This is a genomic window from Streptomyces sp. NBRC 109706, from assembly GCF_000974485.1.
Taxonomy (GTDB): Bacteria; Actinomycetota; Actinomycetes; order Streptomycetales; family Streptomycetaceae; genus Streptomyces.
This window is the reverse complement of record NZ_BBOM01000005.1, coordinates 759,492-773,220: the sequence shown is the minus strand read 5'-3', so window position 1 is coordinate 773,220 and position 13,729 is coordinate 759,492. Positions and strand designations below refer to the sequence as shown.

Annotated in this window: 13 protein-coding genes, 3 tRNA genes and 1 riboswitch; of the genes, 9 read left to right on the top strand and 7 right to left on the bottom strand. The window is 72.2% G+C overall.

Annotation, left to right across the window (positions count from 1 at the left end; all coding sequences use genetic code 11):
• Nucleotides 1-24: 24 nt before the first annotated feature.
• The 3 genes from AOM46_RS08435 to AOM46_RS08425 all read right to left on the bottom strand — a co-directional run bounded on the left by AOM46_RS08435 (nt 25) and on the right by AOM46_RS08425 (nt 3,357).
• The gene (locus tag AOM46_RS08435; protein ID WP_370592671.1) at nt 25-1,206 is read right to left on the bottom strand and encodes an exo-alpha-sialidase; all 1,182 of its coding nucleotides are present in this window, start codon (nt 1,204-1,206) and stop codon (nt 25-27) included.
• A 232-nt stretch (nt 1,207-1,438) separates the two neighbouring features.
• Nucleotides 1,439-2,095: an NAD(P)H-binding protein gene (locus AOM46_RS08430; protein ID WP_062207570.1), complete on the bottom strand. Its 657-nt coding sequence runs from the start codon at nt 2,093-2,095 to the stop codon at nt 1,439-1,441.
• A 68-nt stretch (nt 2,096-2,163) separates the two neighbouring features.
• Nucleotides 2,164-3,357: a hypothetical protein gene (locus tag AOM46_RS08425; protein ID WP_062207568.1), complete on the bottom strand. Its 1,194-nt coding sequence runs from the start codon at nt 3,355-3,357 to the stop codon at nt 2,164-2,166.
• 223 nt (nt 3,358-3,580) lie between these two features.
• Between AOM46_RS08425 and AOM46_RS08420 the strand changes: the two genes are divergently transcribed.
• From AOM46_RS08420 to AOM46_RS08390, 7 genes are all read left to right on the top strand, one after another.
• Nucleotides 3,581-3,653: transfer RNA gene (locus tag AOM46_RS08420), tRNA-Thr, on the top strand.
• A gap of 48 nt (nt 3,654-3,701) precedes the next feature.
• Nucleotides 3,702-3,774, top strand: a tRNA-Met gene (locus tag AOM46_RS08415).
• A gap of 94 nt (nt 3,775-3,868) precedes the next feature.
• On the top strand, nt 3,869-4,033 hold the full coding sequence (gene rpmG, locus AOM46_RS08410) for a 50S ribosomal protein L33 (protein ID WP_062207566.1): 165 nt from the start codon (nt 3,869-3,871) through the stop codon (nt 4,031-4,033).
• A 204-nt stretch (nt 4,034-4,237) separates the two neighbouring features.
• Nucleotides 4,238-4,711, top strand: a complete 474-nt coding sequence (locus AOM46_RS08405) for a MaoC family dehydratase N-terminal domain-containing protein (RefSeq protein WP_062207564.1) — start codon at nt 4,238-4,240, stop codon at nt 4,709-4,711.
• Nucleotides 4,708-5,154 (top strand): MaoC family dehydratase, encoded by a 447-nt coding sequence (locus AOM46_RS08400; RefSeq protein WP_062207562.1) that lies wholly within the window; start codon nt 4,708-4,710, stop codon nt 5,152-5,154. Before AOM46_RS08405 ends, AOM46_RS08400 begins: the two co-directional genes overlap by 4 nt.
• Nucleotides 5,155-5,268: 114 nt before the next feature.
• Nucleotides 5,269-5,850, top strand: coding sequence for a TetR/AcrR family transcriptional regulator (locus AOM46_RS08395; RefSeq protein ID WP_234313677.1), 582 nt, complete (start codon nt 5,269-5,271; stop codon nt 5,848-5,850).
• A gap of 184 nt (nt 5,851-6,034) precedes the next feature.
• Nucleotides 6,035-7,474 (top strand): MFS transporter, encoded by a 1,440-nt coding sequence (locus tag AOM46_RS08390; RefSeq protein ID WP_062207558.1) that lies wholly within the window; start codon nt 6,035-6,037, stop codon nt 7,472-7,474.
• Nucleotides 7,475-7,578: 104 nt separating this feature from the next.
• Here AOM46_RS08390 and AOM46_RS08385 read toward each other — a convergent pair whose 3' ends face one another.
• Nucleotides 7,579-8,439 carry a bifunctional 5,10-methylenetetrahydrofolate dehydrogenase/5,10-methenyltetrahydrofolate cyclohydrolase gene (locus tag AOM46_RS08385; protein WP_062207556.1) on the bottom strand — a complete coding sequence of 287 codons (861 nt, stop codon included), beginning with the start codon at nt 8,437-8,439 and terminating at the stop codon, nt 7,579-7,581.
• A gap of 21 nt (nt 8,440-8,460) precedes the next feature.
• A riboswitch (ZMP/ZTP riboswitch) is annotated at nt 8,461-8,546 on the bottom strand.
• Between the two features lie 59 nt (nt 8,547-8,605).
• Between AOM46_RS08385 and AOM46_RS08380 the strand changes: the two genes are divergently transcribed.
• Complete coding sequence (locus AOM46_RS08380) at nt 8,606-9,661, top strand: UDP-N-acetylmuramate dehydrogenase (protein ID WP_062207554.1); 1,056 nt, start codon at nt 8,606-8,608, stop codon at nt 9,659-9,661.
• 10 nt (nt 9,662-9,671) lie between these two features.
• On the opposite strand, the gene AOM46_RS08375 is transcribed toward AOM46_RS08380, so the two are convergent.
• From AOM46_RS08375 to AOM46_RS08365, 3 genes are all read right to left on the bottom strand, one after another.
• Nucleotides 9,672-10,235 (bottom strand): hypothetical protein, encoded by a 564-nt coding sequence (locus AOM46_RS08375; protein WP_067226081.1) that lies wholly within the window; start codon nt 10,233-10,235, stop codon nt 9,672-9,674.
• Between the two features lie 889 nt (nt 10,236-11,124).
• Nucleotides 11,125-12,147: an adenosine deaminase gene (locus tag AOM46_RS08370; RefSeq protein ID WP_062207550.1), complete on the bottom strand. Its 1,023-nt coding sequence runs from the start codon at nt 12,145-12,147 to the stop codon at nt 11,125-11,127.
• Nucleotides 12,148-12,246: 99 nt separating this feature from the next.
• Nucleotides 12,247-13,488: a pyridoxal phosphate-dependent aminotransferase gene (locus tag AOM46_RS08365; protein WP_062207547.1), complete on the bottom strand. Its 1,242-nt coding sequence runs from the start codon at nt 13,486-13,488 to the stop codon at nt 12,247-12,249.
• Nucleotides 13,489-13,656: 168 nt separating this feature from the next.
• On the opposite strand from AOM46_RS08365, the gene AOM46_RS08360 reads away from it, so the two are divergent.
• Nucleotides 13,657-13,729: transfer RNA gene (locus AOM46_RS08360), tRNA-Trp, on the top strand.

Sequence of the window (13,729 nt, the reverse complement as noted above, 5' to 3'; positions counted from 1 at the left end):
CGAGCCGGCCCGGCCCACGTTCCGTCAGCTCTCGTCCAGCCTGCGGAACTCGACCGTCTCATAAGGCCCTTGGACGCCGGTCTCATAGAGCACGCCGACCGTGCCGTCGTCCAGCCGCACCAGATCCGAATAGGCCGCCGGCTGTTCGGAGAGCGTCACCGCCGGCTCGAACGAGGCCCCGTCGTCATCGCTGCGCCAGACCGTCAACGCCTCCCTGACGCCCGGGTTCGAAGGACCGGAGAAGAGCAACGGGCCCTCCTCGCCCGGGAGTCGGAGCACACTGCCCTGCACCACCGGCACCGACTCAAGGCCCGGCTGTGCGGTCAGCGGCCCCTCCAGGCTCGCCCCGCCGTCCGACGAGTAGCCGCCCAGCCGGTTCCCCGCCGCCTCGCCGTTCTGGTCCCGGACGCTGAAGTAGAGCCGCCCGTCGGGGAGTTCGGCGACGGATGACTCGTTGGAGTTGACCAGCCCGTCATAGCTGTCGTCGATATAGCCCAACTCCCAGCTGACGCCGCCGTCATCGCTGTAGAGCGCGTGCGAACCGTAGTAGCGCGCCTCCTGACCGGTGTCGGGGGAGCCGGCCGGCGGCGCCGTCGAGTGGTTGGCCGGTACCAGCAGCCGGCCGGCGTGCTCGCCCGTCGTCAGCGCGATCGCGTGCCCGGGACCGGTCGCGTACCAGCGCCAGTCCGGCAGCTTCGCCTGGTCGGTGATCTCCCTGGGCGCGGTGAACGTCCGCCCCTCGTCGTCGCTGGTCTGCACGAAGACCCGCCGGCTCTGCTCCGGGGTGACCTCGCCCCGCATGATCTGCCCCTCGCCGACCTCGCCGCTGTTGTAGCAGGTCACCAGCACCAGCCGGCCGGTCGCCGGATCGACCACCGGCGCCGGGTTCCCCCGGGTGTCGCCGGCGCCCTCGGCCACCACCGTCAACGGCCCCCAACTGCAGCCGCCGTCCTCCGACCGCCGCGCCACCACATCGATCTCGCCGGTGTCGCCGGCGCCCGACACCCGCCCCTCGGCGAAGGCCAACAACGCGCCGGACGGCAGCACCACGGCGGACGGCACCCGGAAGGTGTCATAGCCCCCGGTGCCGGAGAGAAACGGCACCGAGGAGTCACAGGCCACGGGGGGCACCCCGCCGCCGCCCGCCAGCGCGGCCGGCGCCGCCGCGACCAGCAGGCCCAACACGGCGCCGGTCGCCACCACCAGCGGCACCGCCCGCCGCCTCCGCCGGCCAACACCCGCCCGGACACCGGCGGTTGGGTAACGCGTCAGGGAAAACGTCAGGGGATGCATGCCGAACCCACTCCTGTCGTCGATGGCTCTTGGACATCACATGGGACGCCGTACGTCGGACGTCCGATGTCCTAGAACAGTAGAACGGCGCCCGCCGACCGACAAGGCGCCGGACACCGTTCTCCCCGTTCTCCCTGTCGAGTCCTCAGCCCAACTCGGCGACCGCCCGCGCGATCGGGGTGTCCCCGTTCACCAGATCCAACGTCAGCCCCGCCGCCGAGGGCCGATCCAGCAACGCCGCCAACACGGCCGCCACATCGTCCCTGGTCACCGTCGAGTAGTCGACGCTCGGCGCCAACCGCACCCGGCCCGTGCCCGGATCGTCGGTCAGCCGACCGGGGCGCAGAATCGTCCAGAACAGCCCGGTACGCGCCCGGATATCGGCGTCCGCCGCGCCCTTCGCCCGCAGATAGGCCGCGAACACCGGATCGGTCCCGGCCGGCGGCTCGTCGTCCACGCCGATCGCCGACACCACCAACAGCCGCCGCACCCCGGCCCGTTGGGCCGCGTCCGCGAACAGCGTGGCGGCGGCCCGATCCACCGTCTCCTTCCGCGCCACCCCGCTGCCGGGGCCGGCGCCCGCGGCGAACACCGCCGCGTCCGCGCCGGCCAGATGCCGGGCGACCTCCTCCACCCCCGCCGACTCCAGATCGCAGACCACCGGCTCGGCCCCGGCGTCGAGCAGCGCCCCGGCCTGCTCCGGCTGCCGGATCAACCCGGCCACCTGCTCACCCCGCCCGGAGAGCAGCCTCTCCAGCCGCCGGGCGATCTTGCCATGTCCACCAGCGATGACAGTGCGCATACCTCGACCGTAACGCGATCCGGCGCGAGCCAGGGGCGCCGACCGCCGACCGCCCCGGCCCGCGCGCCTCACCCCGCCGGCTGACGCGGCAGCTCAAGCCCCACCGGACTCGGCGGATCGGAACGGTACTCGCGGACCGCGCTCGTCCTGGCCACGATCCGCCCCCGGTGCACCACCACCCGGCTGTAGCCCAACGACAGCGCCCCGGCCACCGACTCGCCCCGCACCGCCAGCAGTTCGGCCGGCGCCCCCGGCTCGACCGCCACCGTGGCAAGACCCGAAGCCGCCCGCGCCGCCCCGCTCACCGCCTCATAGGCACCCAGCGGCGACCGTTCACCCCACGACGCCAACAGGAACGCCGCCTCCAACGGGTCCCCGCGCCCCACCGGGTTGACGACCGAACGCAGCGCCCCGCTGCCCGCCGCCACCGTCACCCCGGCCGCCGTCAACTCCCGCACCGGCACCCGCCCACCGCACGTGCCCGCGCACCCGCCCTGCGGCAGGCAGACCACCGTCACCCCGCCGGCGGCCAGCCCGTCGGCGACCCGGGCCAGCGCCGTCGGCCCCAGCCGGCCGAGTCCACCGGCCGGACCCACGGTCAGCCGCGTCATCCCACCCGCCCCGGCCAGCGCCACCAGCCGCGCCAACCAACCGGCGTCCGCCGCGTCGGTGTGCAGATCCACCGGCCTGCCGTGCTCGGCGGCCAGCTCCACCACCCACCGGAGATGGCCGACCGGATCCGGATCGAGATCCGGCGCGCCGCCCACCGCGTCGGCCCCCGACTCCACCGCCTCCCGCAGCCGCGCCCGCTGGTCGGCCCCCGCCCGGCCGGTCAGCGGCCCCGGCAGCGCCACCGTGCTCAACTCCGCGAGCCCCGCCAGCGCCCGGCCGGCGCGCTGCGCGGCGGCGAGCGCGGCCAGACCCCGGTCGTCGCGCACCAGGACATGGCTCCGCTGCGCGGTCGCGCCATGACCCAGCTGCGACAGCGCCGCCTCGGTGATCCGCCGCTCCAGCACGGTCGGACCGCCGGCGCCGTCGGGCGCGCCGTCGGCGGTCAACGCGACATCGTGGTGCGCGTGCGGCTCGGCCGGGGCCGGCAGCAGCAGATAGCCGGCCAGCTCCACCCGCTGGCCGGGCGCGCCGGCCGGCAGCGTGCCGGCCGGGGCCACCGCCCGGATCCGGCCGGCGTCCAGGGCCACATCCACGGGCCGGCCGTCGGCCAGGCGGGCCCCACTCAGCAGTAGTCGGTCCGAGTCCGACATCGCTCTCCCCGGTCAGGTCAGGTCAGACGGAAGCGAGCGTAAGGGGAGGCAACCGGACCAGCCGGGATCAACCGGGCCGACAAGGGGGAAACCGGAAAGACCCGGAGAAAGCGCCAAGAGCGCACGGCACCTGGCGGGCGAAAATCGTACCGCCGCACCCGGAGGGCCGGGGGTTCAATGGATTTCGCCATCTGCCGAGGACCGTGTAATCTCTTGAGCGCTCGCCCCAATAGCTCAGTCGGCAGAGCGTCTCCATGGTAAGGAGAAGGTCAACGGTTCGATTCCGTTTTGGGGCTCTGGGGTGCCAGGCCCTTATCCGCGAGGATGAGGGTGGCTCACCCTGTGGCGGCGTAGCTCAGTCGGTAGAGCAAACGGCTCATAATCGTTGTGTCACCGGTTCAAGTCCGGTCGCCGCTACTCTCAGTAGCCGATTGCGGGGTCGGTCCTCCGATCGGCTACTCTTCTCTGTGTTCAATAGGTTTTACCCGTCCATCCGTCAAGGAGCACTCACGTGGCTGCCACCGACGTCCGCCCGAAGATCACGCTGGCCTGCGTGGAGTGCAAGGAGCGGAACTACATCACCAGGAAGAACCGGCGTAACGACCCGGATCGCATGGAGATGAAGAAGCACTGCCCGCGCTGCAACGCGCACACGGCCCACCGCGAGACCCGCTGATCCAGCGGGAGCCCTCGGGTTTTCGAGCCTGACCAACCCAAGAGTTCGCTGTGTGAAACCGCCCTCGGTATCCACCGGGGGCGGTTTCGTCTATCCCGGCGCATACGGGCCGGCGCGTACACCGACCGCGCATGCGGACCGCGCACGCCGGCACGCACCACCGGCGTGCACGCGCAACGATGTACCCAGGATGTGAGGATTCCGATGCCCCTCGACCAGTCCTTTGTCGGGCGGAGCTATCCCCCCACCGAGCCGTACGAGGTGGCACGGGAGAAGATCCGCGAGTTCGCCGAGGCGATCGGGGACGACAACCCGGTCTACACCCGGCCCGAGGCGGCCAGGGAACTCGGCCACCCGGATGTGATCGCGCCGCCGACCTTCGTCTTTCTGATCAGCTACCGGGCCGCGTTCGCCGTCGTCCAGGACCCCAAGCTGGGGCTCGACTACGGCCGGGTGGTCCACACCGAGCAGCGCTTCACCTATGAACGCCCGCTGCGCGCCGGCGACCGGGTCTCCGTGACCTCGACCATCGAGGCGATCAAATCGCTCAAGGGGAACGAGATGTTGACCGTGCGCGGTGAGCTGCACGACGAGTCCGGCGCCCATGTGGCGACCGCCTACACCAAGCTGGTCGCCCGGAGCGCCGACGAGGCCCCGGCGGGGGAGGGGGACCGATGAGCGCGCACACCCGGTCGAGGATCGTCTACGCCGAGGTCGAGGAGGGCACCGAACTGCCCACCCGCACCTTCCCCGTCGACCGCGCCACGCTGGTGCGCTACGCGGGCGCCTCGCTGGACTTCAACCCGATCCACTGGAACGAGCGGTTCGCCGTCGAGGTCGGCCTGCCCAATGTGATCGCCCACGGCATGTTCACCATGGCCGAGGCGGTCCGGGTGGTCACCGACTGGGTCGGCGACCCGGGCGCGGTGCTGGAGTACGGGGTCCGTTTCACCAAGCCGGTGGTCGTGCCCGACGACGGGGTCGGCGCGGAGATCACGGTCAGTGCCAGGGTCGCCGCCAAGCTGGACGACGAACGGCGCACCGTCCGGATCGACCTCACGGCACACAGCGACGGACAGAAGGTCCTCGGCCGGGCCAACGCCGTGGTCCGCCTCGGCTAGACCCTCCGGCACCCCCGACCACCCCGACCACCCTGTCAACCCCCGACCGGCCGCCAACACGGCGTCGACGGTCGGGGGTTGACTTGGTTAGTGATTAACCAATAACTTACTCCCATGGCACGGGAGAGTGGCCGCATGTCGGCCGAGGAGCGGCGCGAGAGCGTTATCCGCGCGGCGGTGGTCGAGTTCGGCCGCGCCGGTTACGTGGGCACCTCGACGGCGGCCATCGCCAAGCGGGTCGGGGTCTCACAGCCCTATCTGTTCCGCCTCTTTCCCGACAAGCGTGCGATCTTCCTGGCCGCCGCCCATCGCACCATTGGCGAGATGCGGCGCCGGTTCGACGAGGCCGCCCGGGGGCTTGAACCCCAGGAGGCCCATGAGGCGATGTGCAAGGCGTACTTTCCGCTGATCAGCGATCGTGACCATCTGCTCTTCCAGATGCAGATGTATGTCGCGGTCAGCGCCCGGGAGTCGGAGGGGGATGTCGAGTTCGCCGCCGAGATCAGATCCGCCTGGTCCGGGATGTGGGACTCGATCCTGGCGAACCTGGGCAATGACACGACCCTCACCAGGGACTTCTTCAGTATCGGCATGATGATCAACGTGATGCTGTCCATGGGCTTCCCCGAGGGACACCGGGTGTGGGAGACCCTGACGGTCTTCGAACATCTGGAGGGCTCCGGCCCCGCCTCCTAGACCACCTGGCCCGGGCGGCGGGATCCACGGGCGAACGGAACGACCGGTCCACACCGTGGCACCCGTCCGTCCGCGAAAGTTATTGACCGATCAATACCAAACATTTAACCGTCGTTGACCAGCCGGGGGGCGGCCGGTCGGCGAGCGTTTCCGGAGCCCGAAGGGGCCCGGAGAGGAGGGGAACGTGCGAGAGACAACCAAGCCACCGGGCAGGGGCAGCGCCGTCTGGACGCTGGTCATCGTGGGCGCCGCCACCTTTATGGCCGCACTCGACAACCTGGTGGTCACCACCGCGCTGCCGGTGATCAGGGACGATCTCGGCGGAGAACTCGCCGATCTGGAATGGATCGTCAACGGCTACACCCTGCCGTTCGCCTGCCTGTTGCTGCTCGGCGCGGCACTCGGCGACCGGTTCGGCAGGCGCCGCGTCTTCGGCATCGGCGTGCTGATCTTCACCGCCGCCTCGGCCGGCGCCGCCCTCGCCGGCTCCACCGACGCGCTGATCGCGGCCCGCGCCCTCCAGGGCGCCGGCGCGGCGATCCTGATGCCGCTCAGCCTCACCCTGATCTCCGCCGCCGTCCCCGCCGAGAAGCGCGGCGCGGCCTTCGGCATCTGGGGCGCCGTCAACGGCCTCGCCGTGGCGTCCGGGCCGCTGGTCGGCGGCGCCATCACCGAACACCTCTCCTGGCAGTGGATCTTCTGGATCAACGTGCCCATCGGCCTGGCCCTGATCCCGCTCGCCTACCGCAAGCTCGCCGAGAGCACCGGCGGCAACGACCGCCTCGACCTGGTCGGCACCGCGCTCGTCAGCTCCGGCCTCTTCGGCGTGGTGCTCTCCCTGGTGCGCGGCCACGAACACGGCTGGACCTCGGGCCCGGTGCTGGCCGGCTTCATCCTCGGCGGCATGCTGCTGATCGCCTTTGTCGCCTGGGAGTTGAAGACCAGCCACCCCATGCTGCCGATGCGCTTCTTCCGCTCCCGCACCTTCAGCGCCATCAACGCCGCCAGCCTGCTGATGTTCGCCGGCATGTTCGGCTCCATCTTCCTGCTCACCCAGTACCTCCAGCTGATCCAGGGCTACAGCCCCACCGAGGCGGGCGTGCGGATGCTGCCCTGGACCGCCATGGGCCTGGTGGTCGCGCCGATCGCCGGAAGGCTCACCGACCGGATAGGCGGCCGGGTGATCATCGCCACCGGAATGCTGCTGATGGGCACGGGCCTCGGCTGGCTCGCCGCCCTCGCCGGACCCGACGCGAGCTACGGCCCCCAGGTGCCCGCCTTCGTCCTCTGCGGCGTCGGCATGGCGATGTTCTTCGCGCCGGCCGGCGCCATGGTGATGGGCTCGGTCCCGCGCCGCGACGAGGGCATCGCCTCCGGCGTCAACAACGCGCTGCGCGAGGTCGGCGGCGCCCTCGGCGTCGCCGTGCTGGCCTCCGTCTTCGCCACCCGGGGCGGCTACGAGACGCCCCGCACCTTCACCGACGGGCTGACCCCGGCCGTCTGGCTCGGCGCCGCCGCGGTCCTGGTCGCCGGCGCCGTGGTGCTGATCGCCCCCCGACGCGCCAGGCAGGCACCCCCGGCCCCCGACGACCGGGACGAGCCGGCCCCCGTTCTCGTCCCCTGACCCAAGGACCCCGACTCAGGGATCGACAGCCTCCGACGGACAACGGAGCCCGGCGGCCCACCGGCCACCGGGCTCCAGCCGTCATATGGACGCCGTACCAGCCGTCATTCCAGGCCGAGTTGACGCTTGGCCGCCGTCACCGTCTGGGCCAGAAGCACCGCGATGGTCATCGGACCGACCCCACCCGGCACGGGAGTGATCAGGCTCGCCCGCTCCCGCGCCGAATCGAAGTCGACATCCCCCACGTTCCCCGCGTTGTAGCCGGCGTCGATCACCACCGCGCCCGGCTTGATGTCCTCGCCCCTGATGAACCTCGCCCGCCCCACCGCCGCGAGCAGCACATCCGCCTCCCGCACATGCGCCGACAGATCGGCGGTCCGCGAGTGGCAGTACGTCACCGTCGCGTCCCGGCCGAGCAGCAGCAGACCCGCCGGCTTCCCGAGAATCGCGCTGCGACCCACCACCACGGCGTGCTTCCCGGCGAGATCCACGTCGTACTCGTCGAGCAGCCGCATGATCCCGCCGGGCGTGCACGAGACAAAGCCCGGCAGACCGAAGCCCATCGCCGCGAACGAGTGCATCGTGACGCCGTCGACGTCCTTGGCCGGCGCGATCGCCTCGAACGCCGCCCGCTCGTCGATATGCGGCCCCACCGGATGCTGCAGCAGAATGCCGTGCACCTGCGGATCCCGCGAGAGAGCCGTCACCTCGGCCACCAGGCCCTCGGTGCTGATCGAAGCGGGCAACGCCACATGCCGGGACGTGATGCCGGCCTTCTCGCACCGCCTGCGCTTCATCCGCACATAGGTCACCGACGCGGGATCCTCGCCCACCAGGACCGTCGCCAGACAGGGCGCCGTCCCCGTCCGCCGCAACACCTCGGCCGCGCCGGCCGCGCTGGCCTCGACGAGCCGCCGCGCCGGCTCCGTGCCGTCCATCAAACGAGCCGACCGTGTCTGAGTCATACCGAACTCCCGAGCCTCGCAACGAGTCGCCCAGGCGCACGGCATCGACAGGATGTCAGGCCGCTCCCCGGTGGTACTCCACCCCAGCGCCAGTCACGGCCCGCCGACATTTTAGTCGACAGGTGACCTCGGTCGACCGGCGGCGAGCGTCTCGTATGGTGGCCTGGTGCTGGAAACACCTGACGCCCCGCTCGCCCCGCTGACCACCCTCCGGCTGGGCGGACCGGCCGACCGGCTGCTCACCGCCACCACCGACGAGGAGATCGTCGAAGCGGTGCGCCAAGCCGACGCCGACGGCACACCCCTGCTGCTTGTCGGCGGCGGCAGCAACCTGGTCGTCGCGGACGCCGGCTTCCCCGGCACCGCCCTGCGCATCGCCACCACCGGCTACCAACTGGACGGCACCCGGCTGGAGTTGGCCGCCGGCGAGAACTGGTCGGCGGCCGTGGCCCGCACGGTCGACGCCGGCCTCGCCGGCATCGAATGCCTCGCCGGCATCCCCGGCTCGGCCGGCGCCACCCCGATCCAGAACGTCGGTGCCTACGGTCAGGAGGTCTCCTCCGTCATCACCGAGGTCGACGTCTACGACCGCGCCGCCGGCCGGATCGTCACCCTGCCGGGCGCGGAGTGCGGATTCGCCTACCGGCACAGCAGGTTCAAGGCCGAACCCGACCGCCATGTCGTCCTCCGCGTCCGCCTGGAACTGAGCGACGCCGGCGGCCTCTCCGGCCCCGTCCGGTACGCCGAGACGGCCCGGGCGCTCGGCGTCGAACCGGGCGGCCGGGTGCCCCTGGCCAACGCCAGGGACACGGTGCTCAAACTCCGCACCGGCAAGGGCATGGTCCTCGACCCCGAGGACCACGACACCTGGTCCGCCGGCTCCTTCTTCACCAACCCGGTGCTGGACGAACCCGCCCTCGCCGCGTTCCTCGACCGCGTCGCCGACCACCTCGGCCCCGACGTCGCGGCGCCGGCCTACCCCGCCGCCGACGGCCTCACCAAGACGTCCGCCGCCTGGCTGATCGACCGCGCCGGCTTCCCCAAGGGCTACGGCACGGGCCCCGCCCGCATCTCCGGCAAACACACCCTCGCCCTCACCAACCGGGGCACCGCCACCACCGCCGACCTCCTCACCCTCGCCCGCGAAATCCGCGCCGGAGTCCAAGCCACCTTCGGCATCACCCTCGTCAACGAACCGGTCCTCATCAACACGACGCTCTAGCCGTGGTGGGTCAGAGATAGACGGGGGGCCGCCGGGTCGGGTCGGCGGGGGTCACATCCAGGTGGGGATGGCCGACGAGTTCGGCGACGGCCAGGGAAGCCGCACCGATGCCGGCCCAGTGCGGGTCCACGTCATTGGCGACACACCAGGCGCGGTCGGCCGGCCAGGCCAACGCGGGGCCCGGCGACATCGGCCCCGCCCCCCAACCGCCGGCCTCGGTGAGCGACCCCCGGAACAGCAGATACGAACGGGCCGGAACCACGACTCGGGCCGCTCCGGCGCCACCGTCCGGGATATCCCCGTAGCCGTCCCAGAGGCAGAAGTAACAGTCGTCGGGGGTTCGGGTGTGCGCGGCCAACACGTCGAAAAGCATCCGCAACCGCTCATCCTCGCTCGGCCCTTCGGCTTCGACATCGGCCTCGCTCTGTCCTTCGAAGACAGGGTCGGGCAGAAAACGCAGCCGCGCGTACGACGGAAACCCGGCCGGACCGAATCCGACCAACCGCTGCCACGGCAACTCACTCGACACAATCCAGTCGGCCGGCGCCGGGTCCGCACACGGAGTAAAAGCCATGCCCCGAAGGTAGAACACCCCGCCGCAGCGGGCGGGTCGGCGGGTCGGCCGCCGTCTCATGGTGCCGGCCCGTCCGGCGGTTCGGCGCTCCACGCTTCCCGCCCTGCCCGCGCGGCCAGCGGACCCCGGTCGGCGCTTGGTGCCACCGCCTCCTCGTGCCCCGCCCCGGCCGGCGCGGCCAGCGCTTGGCGCTGCCGCCCTGCCGTACCCTGCCCGGCCAGCGCACTGCTCCGCCTGGCCGGCATCGGTCGCCGTTCCACGCCTGGCCGGCGAGGCCGGCGCACCGTGGCTCGTGCGTAGTGCCGCCGTCTCGTCGTGCCCGGCTCGGCCGGCGCGGCCAGCGCTTGGCGTTGCTGTCTCGCCGTACCCCGCCCTGCCGGCGCGGCCAGCGCTTAGCGCTGCCGCCCCGCTGTGCCCTGGCCGGCCGGCGCACCGTGGCCGGTGCGTAGTGCCGCCGTCTCGTCGTGCCCGGCGCGGCCAGCGCTTCGCGCTGCTGTCTCGCCGTGCCCCGCCCCGGCCGGTATCGGTCGGCGTCCCTCACTCGCCTGGCGCGGCCAGCGCTTAGCGCTGCCGCCCCGCTGTGCCCTGGCCGGCCGGCGCACCGTGGCCGGTGCGTAGTGCCGCCGCCTCGTCGTGCCCGGCCGGCGCGGCCAGCGCACTGCTCGGCCGTGCCCCGCCCTGCCCGCCCGGCCAGGGCACTGCTCGGCCGTGCACCGCCCTGCCCGGCGCGGCCAGCGCTTCGCGCTGTCGCCCTTCCGTACCCCGCCTGGCCCGCCCGGGCAGGGCACTGCCCCGCCGTGCCCCGTCCGGCCCGGCGCGGCCAGCGCCCCGCGGCCAGCGCACCGCGCTGGCCGGGCGGCGCGCCGCCCGGTCCGCCTGGCCCGCCCGGCTAGGGCACGGCGAGCCAGGTGTCGATGTCCAGCAGGGTCTTCGTCTTGATGTCGTCCGGGGCCGCCGAGGCTCGGATGGATTGGCGGGCCAGGTCGGCCAGTTCGTGGTCGGTGAAGGCGTGGTGGTCGCGGGCGATGCGGTACTGGTCGGCCAGGCGGGAGCCGAAGAGGAGAGGGTCGTCGGCGCCGAGGGCCATGGGGACGCCCGCGTCCCAGAGGGTGCGCAGCGGGACCTCCGTGGGGCGTTGGTAGACGCCGAGGGCCACGTTGGACGCCGGGCAGACCTCGCAGGTGACGCCCGCGTCGGCCAGGGCGGCCAGCACCGCCGGGTCCTCCGAGGCGCGCACGCCGTGGCCCACCCGGGTGGCGCCCAGGTTGACGAGGCAGTCGCGGACGCTGATCGGCCCCGCCAGTTCGCCGCCGTGCGGGGCGGCCAGCAGGCCGCCGTCCCTGGCGATGGCGAACGCCCGGTCGAAGTCCCGTGCGAAACCCCGGCGTTCGTCGTTGGAGAGGCCGAAGCCGACGACGCCCTGGTCGCGGTAGCGGACCGCGAGCCGGGCCAGGGTGCGGGCGTCCAGCGGATGCTTCATCCGGTTCGCCGCGACCACCACCCGCATCCCGAGGCCCGTCTCCCGCGAGGTGGTGCGGACCGCGTCGAGGATGATCTCCAGGGCCGGGATCAGCCCGCCCAGGCGGGGGGCGTACGAGGTCGGGTCGACCTGGATCTCCAGCCAGCGCGAACCGTCGCGGACGTCCTCCTCGGCGGCCTCGCGGACCAGCCGCCGGATGTCCTCCGGCTCCCGCAGACAGGACCTGGCCAGATCGTAGAGCCGCTGGAAGCGGAACCAGCCGCGTTCGTCGGTGGCGCGCAGCTGGGGCGGCTCGCCGCCGCGCAGTGCCTCCGGCAGATGGACGCCGTACTTGTCGGCCAGCTCACGCAGCGTCCCGGGCCGCATCGACCCGGTGAAGTGCAGGTGGAGATGGGCCTTTGGCAGGGTTTGAACATCACGTGCACGAGCCATTCCAGGATCTTGCCGTAAGTCCCCCGTCCGCCAAAACCCGGTCGCCCCGGGGAGGCGCCGGCCCGAACACCGACTCGAGCCGGCACACCGCCGTGGGCGTTACGAGAGCAGCTTCTGGAGCCGCCCGATGCCCTCGACGAGGTCGTCGTCGCCCAGCGCGTAGGAGAACCGCAGGAAGCCTGGGGTGCCGAACGCCTCGCCCGGGACCACGGCGACCTCGGCCTTCTCCAGCAGAACCTCGGCCAACTCCAGTGAGGTGGCGGGACGTTGGCCGCCGATCTCCCGGCCGAGCAGCTCCTTGACGGAGGGGTAGGCGTAGAACGCGCCCTTGGGCTCGGGGCAGTTGACGCCGTCGATCTCGTTGAGCATCCGCACGATCGTGGTGCGGCGGCGGTCGAACGCCTCGCGCATCGCGGTCACCGCGTCCAGATCGCCGGCGACCGCCGCCAGCGCGGCGGCCTGCGCCACGTTGCTCACGTTGGAGGTGGCGTGCGACTGCAGGTTGCTCGCCGCCTTGACGACGTCCGAGGGGCCGATCAGCCAGCCGACCCGCCAGCCGGTCATCGCATAGGTCTTGGCGACGCCGTTGACCACGACGCAGCGGTCGGCCAGCTCGGGCACCAGCGTGGGCAGCGAGCTGAACTCGGTGCCGCCGTAGACCAGATGCTCGTAGATCTCGTCGGTGAGCACCCACAGACCGTGCTCGACTGCCCAGCGGCCGATGGCCTTGGTCTGCTCGGGGGAGTAGACCGCGCCGGTCGGGTTCGACGGCGAGACGAAGAGCAGCACCTTGGTCCGCGAGGTGCGGGCCGCCTCCAACTGCTCGACGCTGGCGAGGTATCCGCTGGTCTCGTCGGTGTCGACGGTCACCGGGACGCCGCCGGCCAGCCGGATCGACTCGGGGTAGGTGGTCCAGTAGGGGGCGGGCACCAGCACCTCGTCGCCCGGGTCGAGCAGGGTGGCGAACGCCTCGTAGATCGCCTGCTTGCCGCCGTTGGTGATCAACACCTGGCTGGCGTCGACCTGGTACTTCGAGTCGCGCAGCGTCTTGGCCGCCACTGCCTCCCGCAGCTCGGGCAGCCCGCCGGCCGGCGTGTAGCGGTGGAACCGTGGCTCCCGGCAGGCGGCCTCGGCCGCGGCCACGATGTAGTCGGGCGTCGGGAAGTCCGGTTCGCCGGCGCCGAAGCCGATCACCGGGCGGCCGGCGGCGCGCAGCGCCTTCGCCTTGGCGGTCACGGCCAGGGTGGCGGACTCGGAGATGGCGCCGATCCGCGCCGAGACCCGGCGCTGGGCGGGCGGCGCGACTGGCGGCTGGGCGGGGGATGGGGTTGCGGCACTCATGGGGGCATCGTCGCAGACGGCCGTCCGGGCCGGCACACGGGTTGCGGGCCGTCGGCGCACCCGTCACGCCGGAAACCCTCGCACCAACCGTTCGACGGCCGGGCTTTGAGCACGTACACTCCTCACCTGTGGCGCCGGATGCGGTACGTTGTCGGCACCACACGGTAAAGGGTCGTAGCTCAATTGGTAGAGCACTGGTCTCCAAAACCAGCGGTTGGGGGTTCAAGTCCCTCCGGCCCTG

Coding starts and splice junctions, on each gene's coding strand:
- AOM46_RS08430 (WP_062207570.1), bottom strand. CDS start 2,095: ATGCGCACTGTCATCGCTGGTGGACATGGCAAGATCGCCCGGCGGCTG.
- AOM46_RS08400 (WP_062207562.1), top strand. CDS start 4,708: ATGAGCGCGCACACCCGGTCGAGGATCGTCTACGCCGAGGTCGAGGAG.
- AOM46_RS08425 (WP_062207568.1), bottom strand. CDS start 3,357: ATGTCGGACTCGGACCGACTACTGCTGAGTGGGGCCCGCCTGGCCGAC.
- AOM46_RS08370 (WP_062207550.1), bottom strand. CDS start 12,147: ATGGCTCGTGCACGTGATGTTCAAACCCTGCCAAAGGCCCATCTCCAC.
- AOM46_RS08375 (WP_067226081.1), bottom strand. CDS start 10,235: ATGGCTTTTACTCCGTGTGCGGACCCGGCGCCGGCCGACTGGATTGTG.
- AOM46_RS08365 (WP_062207547.1), bottom strand. CDS start 13,488: ATGAGTGCCGCAACCCCATCCCCCGCCCAGCCGCCAGTCGCGCCGCCC.
- AOM46_RS08385 (WP_062207556.1), bottom strand. CDS start 8,439: ATGACTCAGACACGGTCGGCTCGTTTGATGGACGGCACGGAGCCGGCG.
- AOM46_RS08395 (WP_234313677.1), top strand. CDS start 5,269: ATGGCACGGGAGAGTGGCCGCATGTCGGCCGAGGAGCGGCGCGAGAGC.
- AOM46_RS08405 (WP_062207564.1), top strand. CDS start 4,238: ATGCCCCTCGACCAGTCCTTTGTCGGGCGGAGCTATCCCCCCACCGAG.